This window comes from Edaphobacter sp. FHG110511_03 (assembly GCF_059115365.1).
Window position 1 is genome coordinate 2,046,325 of record NZ_JBZYWL010000001.1, and the last position, 18,978, is coordinate 2,065,302.

At 60.2% G+C, this 18,978-nt stretch carries 19 protein-coding genes; 11 read left to right on the forward strand and 8 right to left on the reverse strand.

Going from position 1 to position 18,978, the window contains the following annotated elements:
* Positions 1 to 137 precede the first annotated feature (137 nt).
* The 3 genes from AC5S26_RS08270 (at position 138) to AC5S26_RS08280 (ending at position 1,916) form a co-directional block, all read left to right on the forward strand.
* Positions 138 to 539, forward strand: a complete 402-nt coding sequence (locus tag AC5S26_RS08270; RefSeq protein WP_494184372.1) for a hypothetical protein — start codon at positions 138 to 140, stop codon at positions 537 to 539.
* An 11-nt stretch (positions 540 to 550) separates the two neighbouring features.
* Positions 551 to 1,021: a MarR family winged helix-turn-helix transcriptional regulator gene (locus AC5S26_RS08275; protein ID WP_494184373.1), complete on the forward strand. Its 471-nt coding sequence runs from the start codon at positions 551 to 553 to the stop codon at positions 1,019 to 1,021.
* A 100-nt stretch (positions 1,022 to 1,121) separates the two neighbouring features.
* Complete coding sequence (locus AC5S26_RS08280) at positions 1,122 to 1,916, forward strand: hypothetical protein (RefSeq protein WP_494184374.1); 795 nt, start codon at positions 1,122 to 1,124, stop codon at positions 1,914 to 1,916.
* 17 nt (positions 1,917 to 1,933) lie between these two features.
* Here the strand turns inward: AC5S26_RS08280 and AC5S26_RS08285 are convergent, their stop codons facing one another.
* From AC5S26_RS08285 to AC5S26_RS08315, 7 genes are all read right to left on the reverse strand, one after another.
* Entirely contained in the window at positions 1,934 to 2,317 is a 384-nt protein-coding gene (locus tag AC5S26_RS08285) for a VOC family protein (RefSeq protein ID WP_494184375.1), read from the reverse strand.
* Positions 2,318 to 2,334: 17 nt separating this feature from the next.
* The gene (locus AC5S26_RS08290) at positions 2,335 to 2,853 is read right to left on the reverse strand and encodes a GNAT family N-acetyltransferase (protein ID WP_494184376.1); all 519 of its coding nucleotides are present in this window, start codon (positions 2,851 to 2,853) and stop codon (positions 2,335 to 2,337) included.
* Positions 2,854 to 2,889: 36 nt separating this feature from the next.
* A complete protein-coding gene (locus AC5S26_RS08295; RefSeq protein WP_494184377.1) occupies positions 2,890 to 3,348 on the reverse strand; it encodes a DUF1641 domain-containing protein in 459 nt (152 codons plus the stop codon).
* Between the two features lie 103 nt (positions 3,349 to 3,451).
* Positions 3,452 to 6,493, reverse strand: coding sequence for a formate dehydrogenase subunit alpha (fdhF, locus tag AC5S26_RS08300; protein WP_494184378.1), 3,042 nt, complete (start codon positions 6,491 to 6,493; stop codon positions 3,452 to 3,454).
* Between the two features lie 78 nt (positions 6,494 to 6,571).
* Positions 6,572 to 7,873: a flavin monoamine oxidase family protein gene (locus AC5S26_RS08305; protein ID WP_494184379.1), complete on the reverse strand. Its 1,302-nt coding sequence runs from the start codon at positions 7,871 to 7,873 to the stop codon at positions 6,572 to 6,574.
* Complete coding sequence (gene pelA, locus AC5S26_RS08310) at positions 7,870 to 9,189, reverse strand: pectate lyase (protein ID WP_494184380.1); 1,320 nt, start codon at positions 9,187 to 9,189, stop codon at positions 7,870 to 7,872. Before pelA ends, AC5S26_RS08305 begins: the two co-directional genes overlap by 4 nt.
* 45 nt (positions 9,190 to 9,234) lie before the next feature.
* Positions 9,235 to 10,620: a CCA tRNA nucleotidyltransferase gene (locus AC5S26_RS08315; RefSeq protein ID WP_494184381.1), complete on the reverse strand. Its 1,386-nt coding sequence runs from the start codon at positions 10,618 to 10,620 to the stop codon at positions 9,235 to 9,237.
* 22 nt (positions 10,621 to 10,642) lie between these two features.
* Here AC5S26_RS08315 and tsaD point away from each other — a divergent pair, with 22 nt between their 5' ends.
* The 8 genes from tsaD to AC5S26_RS08355 all read left to right on the forward strand — a co-directional run bounded on the left by tsaD (position 10,643) and on the right by AC5S26_RS08355 (position 18,431).
* Positions 10,643 to 11,854, forward strand: a complete 1,212-nt coding sequence (tsaD, locus tag AC5S26_RS08320) for a tRNA (adenosine(37)-N6)-threonylcarbamoyltransferase complex transferase subunit TsaD (RefSeq protein WP_494184382.1) — start codon at positions 10,643 to 10,645, stop codon at positions 11,852 to 11,854.
* Positions 11,855 to 11,978: 124 nt separating this feature from the next.
* Entirely contained in the window at positions 11,979 to 13,451 is a 1,473-nt protein-coding gene (gene cysS, locus AC5S26_RS08325; protein ID WP_494184624.1) for a cysteine--tRNA ligase, read from the forward strand.
* A gap of 131 nt (positions 13,452 to 13,582) precedes the next feature.
* A complete protein-coding gene (pqqA, locus tag AC5S26_RS08330) occupies positions 13,583 to 13,663 on the forward strand; it encodes a pyrroloquinoline quinone precursor peptide PqqA (RefSeq protein ID WP_494184625.1) in 81 nt (26 codons plus the stop codon).
* A 3-nt stretch (positions 13,664 to 13,666) separates the two neighbouring features.
* Complete coding sequence (gene pqqB / locus AC5S26_RS08335) at positions 13,667 to 14,578, forward strand: pyrroloquinoline quinone biosynthesis protein PqqB (RefSeq protein WP_494184383.1); 912 nt, start codon at positions 13,667 to 13,669, stop codon at positions 14,576 to 14,578.
* Positions 14,560 to 15,330 (forward strand): pyrroloquinoline-quinone synthase PqqC, encoded by a 771-nt coding sequence (gene pqqC, locus AC5S26_RS08340; protein ID WP_494184384.1) that lies wholly within the window; start codon positions 14,560 to 14,562, stop codon positions 15,328 to 15,330. Before pqqB ends, pqqC begins: the two co-directional genes overlap by 19 nt.
* An 18-nt stretch (positions 15,331 to 15,348) precedes the next feature.
* Positions 15,349 to 15,609 carry a PqqD family peptide modification chaperone gene (locus AC5S26_RS08345; RefSeq protein WP_494184385.1) on the forward strand — a complete coding sequence of 87 codons (261 nt, stop codon included), beginning with the start codon at positions 15,349 to 15,351 and terminating at the stop codon, positions 15,607 to 15,609.
* Entirely contained in the window at positions 15,610 to 16,707 is a 1,098-nt protein-coding gene (gene pqqE, locus AC5S26_RS08350) for a pyrroloquinoline quinone biosynthesis protein PqqE (protein WP_494184386.1), read from the forward strand. It begins immediately after the preceding gene.
* Positions 16,708 to 17,042: 335 nt separating this feature from the next.
* Positions 17,043 to 18,431, forward strand: coding sequence for an acetyl ornithine aminotransferase family protein (locus AC5S26_RS08355; protein ID WP_494184387.1), 1,389 nt, complete (start codon positions 17,043 to 17,045; stop codon positions 18,429 to 18,431).
* A gap of 54 nt (positions 18,432 to 18,485) precedes the next feature.
* Here AC5S26_RS08355 and AC5S26_RS08360 read toward each other — a convergent pair whose 3' ends face one another.
* A complete protein-coding gene (locus AC5S26_RS08360; RefSeq protein WP_494184388.1) occupies positions 18,486 to 18,932 on the reverse strand; it encodes a MerC domain-containing protein in 447 nt (148 codons plus the stop codon).
* Positions 18,933 to 18,978 lie beyond the last annotated feature (46 nt).

Consider the following 18,978-nt stretch of genomic DNA (forward strand, 5'->3'; position numbering starts at 1 on the left):
AAAAAAAACTGGCAAGCTAACGATCTTGTTTGTGAAAGTAGGCCATCGCGAAGAGGGAGGGCGATTGACGAATGGCCAAATAGTTGTATATAAAACTAATTATAGTTGCAGATGCAACTATGGGAGGTTTCATGTTCATGCACAGTCTTTTTGCTCTTGCCGTAGGGGTAGGTCTTCAAGCACAGGCACAGCCGGCTGCGCCTCCCCCTGTCAACGTCACTCAGGTGATCGCGATGCTCACCGTTAAGCCCGGGATCACGCGACCCGATGTCATGAAGGTGATGCCGGAAGAGATTCGTGAGACGGCTGTCCTCTATCTCGAAGGAAAGATCGAACAGTGGTACTCCCGAGGCGATGGCAGGGGCGTCGTCTTTTTTCTGCGGTGCAAGACGGTGGAAGAGGGGAAGGAGATTATGGAGGGTCTACCGTTGCACAAGGCAGGGTACGTCGATGTTGATTATGTTCCCGTAGGACCGCTCACACCTTTGCGGCTGCTTCTGGGGCCTCAGGGGCATACGGACGGTGCCGGGACGCGGTAGGCTTATCAGGGATGAAAAGCAATCCAACCGAGGAGCCCACAAGCGGCTTTCCCGCCTGTGCTCTGGCCACGACGCGGCGGACCGCTCGCCTGCTGACGCAGCTCTACGACAGCTACCTGGCCGCATCGGGGATCGAGGCCGCGCAGTTTGCGCTGTTGATGACGCTCGATGCGGCGCAGGACAAAGGACAGGCGGCGCTGGGGCAGATGCTGGGAATGGACAAGACAACGCTCTCGCGCAACCTGAAGTTACTGCGAGATAAGGGTTGGGTGGAGTCGGTGCCGGGGAAGGATGCGCGGCGAAGAAGTCTCTCGCTGACTGCGGAAGGGCGGGCCAGGCTGCGCGAGGCGAAACCTGCCTGGCGCAGAGCAGGGGAGAGATTTCGCGAGGGGATGACCGAGCGTGAGTGGGCAGCGATGTGGGCAAGCCTGAAGGCAATGAACAAAGCCGTAGCGGGAACGGTGGAACAAAAACGGGGATAGCAGTGTCTTTAGGTGCATGGGAACTGGTGGTGGGCTTAGGTCTGCGACGATTCTGTGTGCGGTTCTTATTTCCGTCACTGTTCCTCTGGTTCCGGCGCAGATGGCGAAAGCTTCTCCGGAGGCAGGTCCCTATCGGGGCAAGGTTGTGACTGAGCCGGAGGGTCTGTCGGGCTTGTGGGAGACCTCAAACGGACAAGGTGGATTCGTTGGGATTCACATGATACTGGGGACTTCCGTGGCGCCGGATGCGAAGACGGATGGCAGGACGCTGAATGGAGTGGAGCAGCAGTGGGAGTATCTGACCCTTGGTGTGTATGAGCAGAAGGGAGCTGAGTTCTCGCTTGGAGACGGGAATTATTTCTCAGATCACGCAGGGACCGCGGCGGTGAGGATCGGCGATGGACATCTGGTACTGCATTTCGTCTCGCCGGCTACGGGAATGCCGACCGTGGATCTGGATCTGCGGAAGAAGGAAGGCGACCGCTGGGTGGGACGTTTCCATCGTGGAAGCTTCGACGAGCAGGTGACGCTGAATCGCCCTGGTGGTGGAATGAAGACTCACGACGCGATCACTGGAGTGTGGACTTCGAGCGGCCGGGTGGTTCACATTGGGGAGCAGAAGCCGGGGCAATTTGCCGGCTGGTCAGATGTACTGCAGATTCCGGGCACGATTCGATTTGCCCCGGGGATCAAACCTAGCCGCTTTTTTGAGACGTATGGCGACCGCGTGAAGGTTCGGCGGGCGGGAGAACGAGGCGTCTTGTTCGAGTTTGGAGCGTACTCAGCAGCCTGTTGCCTGCGAACGGCAGCGGGAATCCTGTCGAACGACGGCAAGGAGATCAAAGCAGGAGATGCGGCTACGCCTTTTTCTGAGTGGAAGAAAAGAGGCGAGTAAGGGTATCGGCGTCCGTCCTATTGTTCGGCGTGCTGGGAGATGGAGAGCACGTTGCCGTCGGGATCTTTGAACCAGGCGACTTTCGCTGCGCCATCGGGGGCAGTCCATATGCCGTTGGCGTCCTGCTCGAGAAAGGGATAGCGCTCGAAGGTGATTCCGGCGGCGGAGAACTGATGGGCTGTGGTCTCGATGTCCTTGACCTTCCAGCCGAGGATGGTATGGGGTGATGGGTTGAAGGATTCGACGCGGGAGATACGGATATCGGTTTTGCCGGAGCGGATGGTGATGGCGAACGGGTCGTCGGAGACGAAGGTGAGTCCGAGGGTATCGACGTAGAAGCGCCGGGCATGGTCGGCGTCGATGGTAGGGATGAAGGCGAGGAGTTCAGTCTGCGCGAGCATGGGAGGCTCCTTCAGAGCTAAAGATCGAGTTGCCAGTCCTGTGAGACGAGGTCTTTTCCGAAGGCAGTGTACGGCTTTTCACGAAGGAGATGGTAGCCTTCCTGCTCATAGATTCGGCGGGCCGAGATGAGGACGCTGTTGGTCCAGAGGACAATGCGTTTGTACCCGGCGCTACGCGCGAAGGTGGTGCACTGTTCGACGAGTTGGCGGCCGAGGCCGAGTCCGCGAGCGGCGGGATCTACGAGCAGGAGGCGCAGGCGCGCCGCGGTGACGGGGTCGGATTCGGTATCGCGAACGAGGAAGACACAGCCAAGGCGCTGGCCATCGCGCTCGGCGATCCAGCAGCGTTCGCGCTCGGGATCAAGCTGATCAATGAAGTCGGCGGCGATGCGGGCGACGAGGGCTTCGAAGTGCTCATTCCAGCCGTACTCCTGAGAATAGAGGGAGCCATGGCGTTCGACCACCCATCCCATATCGCCGGGAAGGTGCGAGCGCAACACGACACGACTGTTCTTTGCGGCTTCCGAGCTCGGCATCCCCTCTATTATCGCTGGCCCCCGCAGGGACACGTTTCATCGCTTGAGCGATCTGCCGAGATTGGTAAGCAGGAGCGTAAAAAACGAGAGCCCACGCCGTCCATCTTCGCTCGTGGCCCTTCGAAAGAGCTGCCAGGTGGAGGGCGGAGCCGTCTCCTTTTTATGGTCCTGGGAGCTCTGACGCATGGCGTCGGCAAGAGGCGCGAGGACCGAGGGGTCGAGCGAGGCGAGTACCTTTCCGGCTTCGAGAAGATTGAGCAGGGCGGTTTTGCCTTCCTCGGTGTTGGCGGCTTCGGCGAGGCGGCCTGCGATCTTATCGCGGGCGCTGACGAGACCGTGGACGGCGTCCAGGGTGCCGTTCTCATGGGCTGCCTGGAGAATGTCGTAGACGACGAGCAGGGCTTCGGCGTGTTCGCGGGGAGCACGGGAAAGGCGACGCTCCAACTCAAGGTGAGGATCGACAGGCTGCGGTTTGAAGGAGAGTGGGTTGGCCATCGTGGCTCCTGGCTTGCGATTTGTGGCGGCTCGGGCGAAATACAGGGATTCTTCGACTCGCTTCGCTCGCTCAGAATGATGTTTTAATAAATATCCTGCTGGTTCAGACTTTGGTTGAGGCAATTTGTACAAGCTTATCTTCGGCGCGAGTGCCGGGCAGAGAATAGTCTTTGCGCGCCCACTTGCGTTCGATCTCGGGACCGTTTTGCGGGGTTCGGGTTCCGAAGCGGAAGTTGTTGCGCGGTAGCGGGTCTTTGCCTTGTTCGGGGAGGACGGTCATGACGACGGCGGTCTCCTTGTAGGCGGGGGTGTGGGTGTTGCGATCGGTGAAGCTGCTGGTGAGACGGTTGACGGGCTCTTCGACGGAGTTGATGGGCATGTAGAGCTGTTTGCCCTGGACCCGGTCGGTGACGACGGCCTGCACACGGACGATTCCGTAGGGGCTCATGAGCTGGACGTAGCGGCCAGTGGTGATGCCGCGCTCGGTAGCGAGCTCGGGTGAGATTTCGAGAAAGGTGGAGGGGGACAAAATTTTGAAGCCGGGGGTGCGATAGGTCATGCTGCCCTGCTGGAACTGTTCAAGGAGGCGGCCGTTGTTGAGATGGAGGTCGAACTCGGGGTTGGATTCTATGCAGGGCGGAATGTACTCGATGGGGTAGAAGCGGGCCTTGCCGTCGGGGAAGGGGAATTTTTCGGTGAAGAGGAGGGGAGAGTCTTTGCCGTCGGCGTCTACGGGCCACTGGAGGCTCTTGAAGCCTTCGAGGCGATCGTAGTTGACGCCGGCGAAGAGTGGGGTGAGGCGGGCGACTTCGTCCATGACCTCTGAGGGGTGTTTGTAATTCCATTTGCCGCCCATGCGGTTGGCGATGAGCTGGATGATCTCCCAGTCGGCTTTGGATTCGCCGAGAGGGTCGAGAGCTTTGTAGATGCGCTGGATGCGGCGCTCGGTGCTGGTGAAGGTTCCGTCTTTTTCGAGCGAAGGGGAGGCGGGAAGGATGAGGTCGGCGTAGCGGCAGGTCTCGGAGAAGTTGATGTCCTGGACGACAAAGAACTCGCAGCTGGTGAGTGCGTCGCCGACGTCGCCGGCGTTGGCATCGGAGGTGATAGTGTCCTCGCCCTTGATGTAAAGGCTCTTGACCTTGCCATCCTGAATGGCGCGAATCATTTCGTGGTTGTCGAGACCCCTGGTGGTCGGAAGGGTGACGCCCCAGTCGGCTTCGAATTTGGCGCGAATGTCGGGGTCGTCGACCTTTTGATAGCCCGAGAAGACGTTGGGCATGGAGCCGAAATCGCTTGCACCCTGGACGTTGTTGTGGCCGCGGAGGGGGTAGGCTCCGGCGGCGGGTCGCATGTAGTTGGCGGTGACGAGGAGGAGATTAGACAGCGCGGTGGCGGTGTCGGAGCCACCGCAGTGTTGGGTGACGCCCATGGCGAAGAGGATGCAGACGCCGTCGGCCTGGACGATCTCATGGGCTACGGTGATGAGGGTAGCGGCGGGGATGCCGGTGATGTTCTCGGCGTATTCGGGGGTGAAAGGCTCGAGGGATTTCTTGTACTCGTCGAAGTGATTGACCCACTTGTTGATGAAGTCCATTTTGGCGAGGCCGCTGTCGATGATGTATTTGGAGATGGCGCAGAGCCAGACGGCGTCGGTGGAGGGGTTGGGGCGGATGAAGATGTCGGCGCGCTCGGCCATCTCGTTTTTGCGGAGGTCGGCTACGATGAGGCGCTGGCCGCGGAACTTGTGCGAGCGCTTGATGCGGGTGGCTAGGACGGGATGATTCTCTGCGGGATTGGCTCCGATGATGAGGACGAGGCCAGCTTTCTCGATATCGGCGATGGAGCCTGAGTCGCCGCCATAGCCGACGGTGCGCTGCAGGCCCATGGTGGCTGGGTTCTGGCAGTAGCGGGCGCAGTTGTCGACGTTGTTGGTTCCGATGACGGCGCGGGCGAGCTTCTGCATCAGGTAGCTCTCCTCGTTGGTGCACTTGGAGGAGGCAATGAAGGCGAGAGCGTCGGGGCCGTGTTGCTGCCTGATGGCGGTGAACTTTTCCTGGATGAGGTCGAGGGCTTCGTCCCAGGAGATTTCGACGAAGGTGTCGCCCTTGCGAAGGAGCGGTGAGACGAGGCGATCGTCGGAGTTGATGTGCCCCCATGCGAACTTGCCCTTAATGCAGGTGGAGATTCCGTTGGCGGGGCCGTGGGTGGGTTCGATCTTGAGGATGTGGCGGTCGCGGGTCCAGACCTCGAAGCTGCATCCGACGGCGCAGTAGGTGCATACAGTCTTGGTGCGCTTGACGCGAGCGTGGCGCATCTCAGACTCGATGTCGGAGAGAGCGAGGATGGGACCGTAGCCGATGGGAGGCTCGACGGCTTTGACGACTTCAATCATCTCATCGAGGACGTTGTGCGGAAGGTTGGTGAGATAGCCCGCGTGGCCGAGCATGGATTTCTCCATCAGCGCATTGCAGGGGCAGACGTTGACGCAGTGGCCGCAGGAGACGCAGGAGGAGCCCTCGATCTGGGCGGGGTTGTCAGGATCGGCGCCGTCCCAGAGAACGCGGGGGTGATCGCTCTCCCAGTTGATGGAGAGGGTCTCGTTGACCTGCACGTCCTGGCAGGCTTCGACGCAGCGGCCGCAGAGGATGCATTGGTCGGGATCGTAGCGGTAGAAAGGGTTGGACATGTCCTGCGGGTAGGGCTTGTGGGTGAAGGGCCGCTTCTGGTGTTTCACGTCGAGAACCGCAGTGGTGTTGTGGATAGTGCAGTTCTGATTGTTGTTGTCGCAGACCGTGCAGTAGAGCATGTGGTTCTGGAGGATGCGGTCGAAGGCCTCGCGCTGGGCGATGTCGACGGTGTTGCTGGTGGTGACGACGTTCATGCCGGAGGTGACGAGGGTTCCGCAGGCGCGGGTTAGCTGGCCGTCTACTTCGACCATGCAGGTATCGCAGCTTTCAATGGGACCCATCTGGGGGACGTAGCAGACCTGCGGCAGAGGTTTTTGCTGTTCGCCCTCGCGAACCTGATTGATGACGTCAATGAGAAGTGCGCCGGAGCGTGCCGGAATTCTGGTTCCGTCGAGCGTGATCTGGGTATCGGGTGTGAGGTCGTGGGGAGTATTGAGCAGGGGACGCGGGACAGCCATAGTAGCTTCAGATGCTACGCCTGCGCGAGGTGTTTGCCGAGCAGGAGGGGGTGAGCTTTAGCAGAGACGTGGGAAGATTTATGCGGGCAGGTCGAGAATTTGCTGCGCCGCGCGCAGGCCGGAGCGTATGGCGGCATGGACTGTTCCCCAACTCCCGGTGGTGTCTGTGTGTTCGCCGGCGAAGAAGAGTGTGTTGGCTACAGGCTGGGAGAGCTGACGGGAGGCGTCGAGCCCTCCTGTCGCGACATAGCTGTAAGCGCCGAGAGTGAAGGGGTCCTTGCTCCAGTCGTGAGTGTGGCAGCTGAGGAGGAGGTCGCGGACCTGGGTGGCTTCGAGGTCGAAGATGCGGGCGAGCGTGGAGCAGGCCCTCTCCGCCAGCTCGTCGGAGGTAAGGCCGGAGAGCGCCGCGGAGCGAGGTCCTCCAACCCAGCCGGTGAGTATGGGGCTGGCGTGAGGGTGAGTCGTCCACCAGACGGGAGGGGCCTCGCTGAAGCTGAAGAGGAAGCCCAGGTCTTCCAAGGGAGAGGACGGACGAAGCTTTGTCCAGAAAGCCTCACGAAAGAGGAGCGTGAAGCGGGCGACGTGACCCATGCGAAGCTGCGAGGCGGCCTGGAGGATGGCCTCGGGACGAGGTTCAATGAAGACGGTCTCCGCCTGAAGGACTCCCAGCGGCAAGGTAACAATGACATGCCTGGCGGTGAAGGTCTGCTTGTGATCGACGATTTTGGCGGAGGATGGAGTCCAGCGGATCTCACGGACAGGGCTATTGAGACGGATGCTGCCACCGTAGTCCACGATGCGCCCGGCGAGGTACTCGGCAAGGCGGTCGTATCCGCCGCTCAGATAAAACGAATGATCGCCCTGCTCAGCGTCTTCGGCCTTTTGTTTCGCACCGAGTGAGGCAGAGCTGATCTGGCTGGCGTCGGCTGCGTTGAAGCCTTCGACGAAACCGAGAAGGAAAGAACGCTCAGAATCGCTGGCTTTTAGCGTGGAGAGATATTGCGTGAAGCTGAGATCAGGATCTGGAGGATTCTCGAGGCCTTCAAGAAGGCTGAAAGCGTGTTCCCCCGGGTTGCAGCGTCTCAGCGAGCCATCTTCAAAGCACGCCGGAGAGCCCTTGCGTTCGTAGGTGTCGAGACCGGTTTCGGCGATCAGCGCCCAGAGCTCGGGAGGACGGCCGTGGATGAACTCGGCGCCCAGCTCGAGGGGGTGGCCGCCGCTGCGATGGGTGAGGATGCGGCCTCCGATGCGACTGCGAGCCTCGAGGACAGCGACGCGAACACCGGCCTCGGCGAGGGTGCGTGCCGCTATAAGACCGGCCATGCCAGCTCCGACGATGACAGTGTCGAGCCTGGTCGAACTCTTACTGCTGCTCTTCATGAGCGATTGGATGCGCGTGAAGGTTGGAGGTGAGCATCCCTCCAGGCGGGATAAGCATCGAGGGCTTTTTGCGGTCCGCTACTGTACCAGGCATATCCGTTGCGGCGTTCAGCGGAGAGATCCGCGACGTTGTCGTGGATGGTTTTGTCGCGATCGCCGAAGATAGGCTGTTCGGTTTCGATGGAGTAGAAGCGGGCCCAGAGCGGACCGGCGCTGGAGACAGGAGACAGATGGCGGCCGCCGGGAGTATCGCGGCCCCCGCTCCACTGCTGGCCATAGATGGCTTTGGTTTTGAGCCATGCGACTCCAGCTTCTACCGCATCCACGACCTGTTTGGATGGATGAGGAAGATTCATGAGATAGAGCAGGAGGTCGGCGCTTTCGCCCGTGGCGAGGGAAGCGGCCTCGTAGTTGCGCGCGGTGGTCGGTACCAAAGTGAGAGCATCGTGTTGCTGCGCCCAGATGGTGCGGCGGCCTTTGACGATCACCTGGGTGGTAAGGATGCAATGAAGCGCGTGGCTGGAGGCGGAGGCGGCCTGGCGGCGAAGACCGGCGGGGGCGAAGGCATAGGGCGGCTCGCCCGTCGATATGGCGGTAAGCAGCTCCGCGGCCTGGGTTACCGCGTTGTCGTTGTAGGTGATGGCGTCGTGATATCCGCCTTCGAGGGGCCAGACCTGCGGCCAGCCACCGTTGGGAAACTGTGCCGCGAGAAGGTAACGGACTCCTTTGAGGATGCTGGCGCGGTACAGGGAGGCGTGTTCGGGTGCAGCAGCGGCGGCGAGGGCGAGGAAGCGTATCTCGGTGGTGGTGGCGTCGTTATCGAGGGTGCCGACGTAGTTCCAGGCGGGGTCGCGAGGGGTGTCGAAGTCGGCGATGGAGGGGTGCTTGTTGAGGTTGTCGGAGGTATAGCTCTGGCCCGGAGTGCGTGCAGGACCGGTCATGTCAAGATTCTTGCTCCATCCGCCGGCAGGTGTCTGGAAGCTGACGATGACTTCGGCGATGTGCTGCGCCTCAGGGGAGCTGTACCAGGAGGAGGCGCGATTCAGCGGCATGCTGCGACCAGCGCCGCTTTCCTGAGCCATGGGAGGAAGCGGTTGGCCGGGCTTGCGTTCGGCGGCGAGGGCGGCTTGATCGGCGATGCGCTGCTGCTGCGAGCGCTTGAGATACGCAATCCATGCGGCCCGGTCTTTGGCGGGGAGTTGGGCAATACGGGCTTCCGTGATGGATTCGGCGGGTTTGCTGGTGCCAATGACAGCGGCGTGGAGCGAAGAGACCAGGGCGAGATTCAGTGCAAGGATTCGTAGGGAAGTAGGCATGCCTGAGGAGATGGACGCGGGAGAGGAGAAGGAAGACTCCGGGGCTTATCGGGAAGCCGGGCCGAAGCGATCCTGCACGAAGCGAAGCGCCTCGGCCGGTGTGGCGACGGTCCCTTCGAGTTGCGCATCTTCGGCTGCTTCGATCATCTTTTTGAACCGGGGGCCCGGCTGGTAGCCAGCGGCGATCAACTCGCGGCCGGTGAGAAGCAGTGCGGGCTGGATGGATTCGATCGGGGCGGCCTCGTATCTCTCTTTAGCGAAGTCATAGAGGCTGAGGTCGCAGTGGGAGGAGAGGCAATCCATGCGGTGGAGCGCAAGGTGCTCGTCGAAACGGGGAAGGCGAAGGAAGCGTTTGAGGGTGGATTCGCGCATGTGGCGGACATCGCCGAAGCGCATGTGGTTTTTGACCAAGGCGACGATCTGATAGATCTCTTCGTTCGAGAAATGGAGGCGGGCGAGGATGACCTCGGAGATGCGGACGCCGACCTCGACGTGACCGTTGAAGCGGATGCGGTCGTTCGGGTCTGCGGGATCGGGTGCATGGAAGGTGGCAGGTTTGCCGACGTCGTGAAGGAGCGCTCCCCAGGCGAGCGTGGGTGAGACGCCGGCGGGGAGTTTTTCGAGCAGGAACAGGGTGTGGATCCAGACGTCGCCTTCGGGATGATATTCGGGAGGCTGCTGGACGCCGTGAAGTTTCGTAATCTCCGGCAGGATATGAGGAAGCAGGCCGAGCTGGTCGAGAAGCTCGAAGCCGGGCCGGGCACCGCCTTCGGTGAGGATGAGGGTTATTTCTTCACGGATTCGCTCCGGGCTGACGACCGTGATCTTCGAAGCGAACTGGCGGATGGCGGCAGCCGTTGCGGGCTCGATGGCAAAGCCGAGTCGCGCGGCGAAGCGGACGGCTCGGAGCATGCGCAGCTTGTCTTCGGTGAAGCGCAGTGCCGGGTCGCCGATGGCACGGATGGTGCGGGCGGCAAGGTCGTCGCGGCCTCCGACGTAGTCGAGGGTGGCCTCGGCAGCGTCGCGGGTGCGGTCGTAGAGAGTGGGGTCGAGCAGCATGCCGTTGATGGTGAAGTCGCGGCGCAGGACATCTTCGCGCGGGTCGGTGGAGAAGCGAACGGCATCGGGTCGGCGGCCGTCGGTGTAGGCTCCGTCGTGGCGGAAGGTGGCGACCTCGGTATGGACGCCGCCTGGTTCGCAGACAAGGACGACGCCGAAGTGCGCGCCTACCGTGAGAGTTTTTTTGTCCGGGAAGAGCGATAGAACGACGTCGGGTGTGGCACTGGTGGCTACGTCGTAGTCTTTGGGTTCCAGTCCAAGCAGGAGATCGCGCACGCAACCGCCTGCGAAGTAGGCTTCGTGGTCTGCGGAGCGCAGGGTCTCGGCAATGTTGCGGGCTGCGATGTAGTTCGGGTTTGCTGACTCGGCCATCTCAGTCCCCTATGATAAAGAGATGCGCGATGCGAGCCGTAGTGCTGAACCGAAAGGCCTGATTCTGGGCATCGAGAGCTCGTGCGATGAGACGGCTGCGGCGGTAGTGCGTGGAGGGATGGAGGCGCTGTCGAATGTGGTGGCGTCGCAGATGCAGCTGCATGCGAACTATGGCGGCGTCGTTCCTGAGCTGGCCTCGCGAGAGCACCTGCGCAACGTGGTTCCGGTTGTGCGGGCGGCGATGGAGCAGGCGGGTGTTTCGCTGGAGGATGTCGACGCAATTGCAGTGACCGAGGGGCCGGGGTTGGCGGGGGCCTTGCTGGTGGGGATTACGTATGCGAAGGCGCTGAGCTTTGGGCTGGGTAAACCGTTGATTGGGGTGAATCATCTGGAGGGGCATATCCATGCGGTGCTGATGGAGGCGCGACAGAGGGCTGAGAACTCGATGGAACTCCCGCTGCTGGCGCTGGTGGTCTCGGGAGGGCACACGCACCTTTACTTAGCGGAACAAAAAGAAGAAGGCGTCTGGCGCTATCGCAATGTGGGCCGGACAGTGGACGATGCGGCGGGCGAGGCCTACGACAAGGTGGCGAAGCTGCTGGGGCTGGGGTATCCCGGTGGGCCGTGGATTGATGCCCTGGCGCGAAGGGGAAATCCGCAGGCGGTTCCGTTCCGGTTCGGGCAGATCAAGCCGCGTCCTCATCGCGAGGGAGTGTCGCTGCCGAATAAGAAAGCTCCGGTAAAGGCACCGGTAGGAGCCGCGAACTTCGATTTTTCGTTCAGTGGAATCAAGACGGCGGTGCTGCGCTATATCGAGACGCATGGGATGCGCGAGAGCGTGGAAGCTCGGCGCAGGGTGCTGGCGGAGCATCCGGAGTGGAAGCCGGGATCGGACGAGGCCGCTGCGCTATGCGATGCCCAGACGCTGGACCTGATTGCATCGTTCCAGCATGCGGTGGTGGGAAATCTGCTGCGGCAAGCCTTTGCTGCCGCGGAGACGTATGGGGCGCGGGGGATAGTGGTCTCTGGAGGCGTTGCGGCCAACAGTGAGTTGAGGCGCAGGTTCCAGGCGGAGGCGGATAAGCGCGGTCTGCCGGTAGCGTTTCCTTCGCTGGCGCTGTCCACCGACAATGCCGCCATGATTGCGGCGGCCGCGTGGCCGAAGTTTGTGTCAGGGGAGTTTGCCCCCGAGAGCCTGGGCGCGACTCCGCAGCTTCGGCTGGGAGGAGCCTAGTGGGACGTTACGGTGACAGGCAGTACGCCGGTATCGGCTAAAATCAACAGGGAAATTCAAACGGGAGAGGTCTGCACCGCGCTGCGTGCTCGGCTGCGACAGGATATAAGCGCACGTGGCAACGATGGAGCTTTTCAATACCCTGGGTGGCAAGGTTGAGACGCTGGAACCTGTCGGCGCGCCCGAACTGCGAATGTACTGCTGCGGACCGACGGTCTACGACTACGGCCATATCGGAAACTTCCGCACCTTCCTGCATGTCGATGTGCTGAGACGCTTTCTACGCCAGCAGGGCATGGCCGTGAAATTCGTCATGAACATCACGGATGTGGACGACAAGATCATTCGCAATGCGGCAGCGGCGGGCAAGCCCATTGCCGATTACACGGAAAAATACGAGCGCGCATTTTTTGAAGATTCGGATGCACTCGGGATCGAACGTCCGGAGATTGTGGCTCGCGCCACCGCCTGCATTCCCGACATGGTGACGTTGATCGAGAAGCTGGCTTCCGAGGATATTGCGTACCAGACCGAGGACGGGAGCTGGTACTTCCGGATCGCGCGGTTTCCGGAGTATGGGAAGCTTTCGCGCAAAGACTTCGACGGAATCGAAGACGGCGCTCGGGTTGACGTCGATGAGTATGAGAAGGACGCGGCTCGGGATTTTGCGCTGTGGAAGGCATGCAAGCCGGGAGAACAGAGCTGGACGACGGCGCTGGGCTGCGGAAGGCCGGGCTGGCATATCGAGTGCTCGGCGATGGCGACGAAGTTTTTGGGCGAGTCGCTGGACCTGCACTGCGGCGGCGAAGACCTGATGTTTCCGCATCATGAGAACGAGATCGCTCAATCGGAGTCGGCTTCGGGGCAACCGTTTGCGCGGCACTGGATGCATGTGCGCTTCCTGTTGGTGGAAGGCCGCAAGATGTCGAAGTCGGAGGGCAACTTCTACACCCTGCGCGACCTTTTGCTCAAGGGCTATCGGGCGTCGGCGATCCGGTTCCTGCTGATCTCGGTTCCGTACCGGCACCAGATGAACTTCACGTTCGAATCGCTGACAGAATCGACGAACGCCATTGACCGGCTGAGAACCTTTCACCAGCGGATGCTGAAGGGCGGATTCGCCGAAGGTCTGGACGAGGGCGTAGCTGCGGCCACGGCAAAGGCAGAGCAGGGCTACACGGCCTCGCTGGCCAATGACCTGAATACGGCAGAGGCGCGAGCGGCAATCTTCGAGCTGGTGCGCGCGGCGAACTCCGCTGCGGACGGGGGAACGCTTCGGGCCGGCAATGTTGGCGAGATTCTGAGGGTGATGGAGCTATTTGACGGCGTTTTTGCCGTTTTGAAGGACAACGACGCCGAGATCACACGCGCCGCGCTGGCATGGGCCGAAGCGGAAGGCAGGCTGGGCGAGGCAGCTCCGGAGCTGGTGACCAACCTGGCGCTCTCGGATACGGAGATCGACGCCCTGGTGGCGGAGCGCACTCAGGCCAAGAAGTCCCGTAACTTTGCCAGAGCCGATGGGATTCGTAACGATCTGCTGGCAAAGGGGATCGTGATCGAGGATTCGAAGGACGGGGTTCGCTGGCGGAGGAAGTAGCAGGGGGATGCGGTCAGACAAGCTAACCACTTCCATTCCCAGTCGTCCTTAAACTTATGTACAATTCCGGTGGGTGAGGGAAGCTACATCGAACCCGCTCGATTTTGACCCTAAAAACAGGAGATTAACGAATGAAGACCTGGACCCGTCCTGATTTCGAAGAAGTAAACCTGGCTTGCGAGATTAACTGCTACGCCCCTGCAGAACGCTAAAAAATGTTTCATTTCAAGATGCTGGGGACAGCCGCCGGTGGTGGCGTTCCCCAGTGGAACTGTACCTGCGGGCTATGTGAGCTCTGCCGGAGAGAGCCTGAACGTCTGAAATCTCGGCTTCAATTGCAAGCCGTTGTATCTGCAGACGGGCACGGCTGGTTTCTCCTGAATGCGTCCCCCGATCTCCGCTTTCAGATCGAATCGAACTCTGAGCTTCAACCTCATTCAAAATATGGGCGTCGCAATACCCCGATTCGCGGCATTGTGCTGACCAGCGCCGATCTCGACCAAGTGTTGGGAGTGTTGCTTCTGAGAGAGTTTCAGCCATTAACGATCTATGCGACTTCGCTGGTACGGAAGACGCTTGAGGCGAATACTTTTTTCCGCATGCTGCAGCGGGTTCCCGATCAGCTCACGTGGGTGGAGATTGTTCCCGGCAAGACTTTCACGCTTGGAGAGTCTGGAATCCATTGCACTCCGGTTCCGCTGGAGGGTTCGCTTCCGTTTTACGCGCGCGAGCTGGATACCGGGGAGCCAGGGCAGGCCAGTCTGGGACTGGTGCTGGAGAAGGATGGCCGCCGAATCGCTTATACGCCTTCGGTTCCTGAAGTCACGGACGAACTTCGGGCGATCTACCGTTCGTGCGATACGGTGCTGGTGGATGGAACCTTCTGGAGCGATTCGGAGTTGAGCCGTGCGCACTCCGGGACTCCTATGGCCCGGGCTATCGGGCATGTGCCGTTGAGCGGAGAGGATGGCACGATCGCTCTGCTGGCCGACATAGACTTTCCTCGCAAGATCTTCGTCCATATCAACAACACCAATCCGATTCTTGACACGCGCAGCGCCGAGTACAAGGCTGCAGTAGAAGCGGGATGGCAGGTGGCTCACGACGGATGGCAACTCGATCAATGACGATGACGACTGTAGATATAGAGACGAACCTGCTCTCCCGTGAGGAGCTGCGAGACCGTCTACACGCTGTGGGAGCGAACCGCTACCACCATAAGCATCCCTTTCACCTTCGCATGCACAAGGGAGAGCTGACGCGTGGCCAGCTGCAGGCATGGGCCCTGAACCGGTATTACTACCAGAGCCGAATCCCGATCAAAGATTCCCTGCTTCTGGCGAAGAGTGATGATCCGGCGTTTCGGCGGGCGTGGAGGAAGCGAATCCTCGACCATGATGGCGACAAGGACGGTTACGGCGGCGTCGAGAAGTGGATTCAGCTTGCCGAGGCTTCCGGACTTCGTCGCGAGCAGGTGATCCCATGCACGGGGGTTCTGCCCGGCGTGCGTTACGCCGTGGATGCCTACCTGGCCCTGGTTCGCGACAGCTCCCTTTTGATTGCGGTTGCGTCCTCGCTGACGGAGCTGTTTTCTCGCGATCTTATCTCTCTGCGGATGGATCAGATGCGGCTTCACTATCCCTATCTGGTTCCCGGGCTCGCCTATTTTGTGGGCCGCCTCACCCAGGCTCCGGAGGATGCGACCTTTGCTCTCGATTATGTGTCCACGCATGCCACTACGCGAGAGCAGCAGGAACAGGTGATCTCCGCGCTTGAGGCAAAGTGCGCGATCCTGTGGGCGCAGTTGGATGCGATCGACTATGCGTATGTGGTGCCGGGCAATATCCCTCCGGGTGCCTTTGTACCGGACTGCGACTGAACGAACGAGAGGCTTGCAATGGACCTGAATTCAACTCCGCGACTGGCGCCCGGGTGCCGGCTTCATCCCACCGAGAGCGTGCTGCTGATTCCGGAAGGCACCCTCAACCTTACGGGGCCAACCCGCGAGATTTTGACCAGGCTGGATGGAACGAAGAACGTAACAGAAGTAGTTACAGATATGCTGCAACAGTACGAGGGAGCAGATGCGGGCGAAGTGCGGAGCGATGTCCTGAACCTGTTAAACCGTTTGGAGCAGCGAGGAGTCGTCAGGGCCTAAATGGCAGCGCAGAGTTCACCACCGGACGCGACATCGATTGCCAGCTCGCCGCTGTCGCTTATCGCAGAGCTGACGCATCGGTGTCCTCTGCATTGCCTGTATTGCTCGAACCCGCTGGAGATGCAGCGAGCGGAATTGGAGCTCTCCACCGAGGACTGGAAGCAGGTCTTTCAGCAGGCGGCCCAGATGGGCGTTCTGCACCTGCACCTCACCGGCGGTGAGCCGCTCGCACGCAAAGACCTGCCGGAGCTGATTCGCGCCGGTCGTGATGCTGGACTCTACGTCAACATGATTACGTCAGGGGTCGGTCTGACGGAGGAGCGTCTGGCTACCCTGGTGGAGGCGGGACTAGAGCACCTGCAGCTCAGTTTTCAGGACCTCGATGAGGTCTCGGCCAACCACATTGCGGGAACAAGGGCGCATGCGATCAAGCTGGCGCTGGTGCCGGTGCTGAAAAAAATCCATCTGGCCTTCACGATCAATCTTGTCGTCCATCGAATGAATCTTGACCGGCTGGAAGAGTTCATTGCGCTAGCGGAAGATCTCCATCCCGATCGGCTTGAGATTGCCCATGTTCAGTACTACGGTTGGGCCTTGAAGAATCGCTCGCTGCTGATGCCGACCGAGGAGCAGGTACAGCGTTCGCTAGCGATCGTTGAGGCGGCAAAGCAGAGATTGAAAGGCAAGATCCATCTGGAAGCGGTCTTCCCGGACTACTTCGGCAGCTTCCCCAAGGCGTGTGTCGGTGGCTGGGGCAGGCAGATGATGCTGATCGATCCGGCGGGGCAGGCGTTGCCATGCCACTCCGCGGCAATCATTCCCGGCCTGAGCTTCGATAATGTTCGTGAGCATGATCTTGCGTGGATCTGGAAGTCTTCCTCTGCCTTTCAGCGGTTTCGCGGAGACGAGTGGATGTCTCCGACTTGCCTTGCATGTCCCAGAAAAGAACGGGACTTCGGCGGTTGCCGCTGCCAAGCCTTCCTGATGACGGGTGATCCGGACGCGATCGATCCGGTATGCAGCTACAGCCCTCATCACGATCTCCTGCTCGGTCTTCGCGTCTCCGATCCCGAGGTCCTGCCGATCTGGCGCGGCTAAAAGCGATTCTCCTGCTGTGAATCGCAATACGATGCTGCCCTGAAAAATACTTCCGGGTGTGCGGAACAGAAGTATGTCATTCGCGCTATACTCGCGGCGACATGCTGCTTCATACCATCTCCGCAGGCTTCGGCAAGGAAGGGTCGCACCCAGGCCATCCGCTTTGGATGTCCAGAGGCGTTCTGCACAGCTTGCCTTCCCATGTACGTCCCGGCCTCTTCTCCGGCGACTAGATTCGCACTTCTGCTCAGCGTAAGCCGTCTCTGAAAGTCACCGTCCACACGGTGGCAAAGACCGCGCATCTGGCAATGGTCCACGCCTGAGAGGAGAGATCCATGAGAACGATGATGCAGGAACGCACGCCCGTAACAAGCGAGGTTGCGCACGCGCAGTCTGGTCCCAGAATCAAAACAGAGTTGCCGGGACCTCTTGCTAAACGAGCGATCGCAGCGGATGACAAAATCATCTCGCCGAGTTACACACGCAGTTATCCGCTGGTCGTAAAGTCCGGGCGTGGCATGCGCGTGACCGATGTCGATGGCAATGAGTTTCTGGATTTCACCGCAGGTATCGCCGTGAACTCTACGGGGCATTGTCATCCGGAGGTAGTGCGCGCGATTCAGGATCAGGCGGCAAAGCTGATCCATATGTCAGGCACAGATTTCTATTACGAGAGCATGGCCCAGCTTGCAGAACGGTTATCCGCGGTGGCGCCGATGCGTGGTCCGCACCGTTTCTACTATGGCAACTCCGGCGCTGAGGCAGTCGAGTGCGCGTTGAAGCTGGCGCGTTATCATACCGGTCGTCAGAACATCGTGAGCTTTCTTGGTGCATTTCATGGAAGAACGATGGGTGCATTGTCCCTGACTGCTTCCAAGCCGCAACAGAAGCGGCGATTCGCGCCATTGGTTCCGGGAGTACACCATGTTCCTTACCCGTATTGCTATCGTGGCTGCGATGGCGGCGCAAAGGAGCAGGAGGCCTATGCCTTACGTTGCGCGCGCTACATCGAAGACCGGCTGTTCCGAACCATCCTTCCCCCGGAGGAAGTTGCGGCCATCATCGTGGAGCCGATTCAAGGTGAAGGCGGATATGTCGTCGCCCCGGATAACTTTCTGCGTGAGCTTCGCGACATCTGTGACCGGCACGGCATTCTTTTGATTGCGGATGAGGTGCAATCCGGCGCGGGCAGAACAGGGAAGTGGTGGGCAATCGAGCATACCGGGGTTGAGCCTGATATCGTCTGCATCGCCAAGGGAATTGCCAGCGGAATGCCGCTTGGGATCTGCATGGCACGGGCGGAGATTATGGATTGGGTGCCGGGATCGCATGCGAGCACGTTTGGAGGAAATCCCATTGCGATTGCGGCAGCTCTGGCGACGATGAATGTACTGGAACGCGAGGCGATTGCGAATGCTGCTTCCATCGGTTTCCGAATGATGGAGCGGCTGCAGACATGGACCGAAAAATATCTGTGCGTTGGCGACGTGCGAGGCCGCGGACTGATGATTGGCGTCGAGCTTGTAAAGGATCAGAGGACACGCGAGATGGCAGGAGAGCTTCGCGATCGCGTTATCTCAAACGCGTTCGAGCGAGGTCTGCTGATCCTCGGATGTGGGGAGACGAGCATCCGGCTTTGTCCCCCGCTGATCGTAAACAAGGACGAGGCTGACATCGCGCTCGATCTTCTCGAAGAGTCTCTGAGGGATGCAATCGCGGTGTAGTTGGCTACAAGCTGTCAGCGGGGGAAGTTCGGCGATAATCCTTGCTCCATTGCTTTATGTAAGGTCCGTCGTCTTGCACGCAACCGCATCGCTGCAGCTGCGGCACTGTCTGCAAAAGCTGCGGTTAAGCAGGTGCGCCGCAACCAGCATCAGCGATCCTGAGACGCTGAGAATGAGCTCAAGCGTGCGATCGAGTGATTCGCCGGACCAGGCAACAATGAGGATAAGAGAGATGCCCATACCGATGAGCGCGAGCAGTGACTTGCGCCGGTGGACACGATAGCCCGGGATAAAAGCCGCGCCTCCCAGGATAACGATGCCGATTGCAAGCGCACGATGAAACCCAGCTTCGCCAGGAAGATATGGAATGAGTTCTGGAAAAAAGCTGATTAAGGCCGGTGTCAGCAGGCAGTGGATAAGGCAAACGCTGGAGGCCGCCGCGCCGGCAAAGTCGGCGTGACGGCGCAGATGCGCATGCGATGAGTTCAAAACGGTGCTCATCGTTTCTTCGATTCCTTGTCTGGTTGTGATCTGCTTGAGCGCAGGG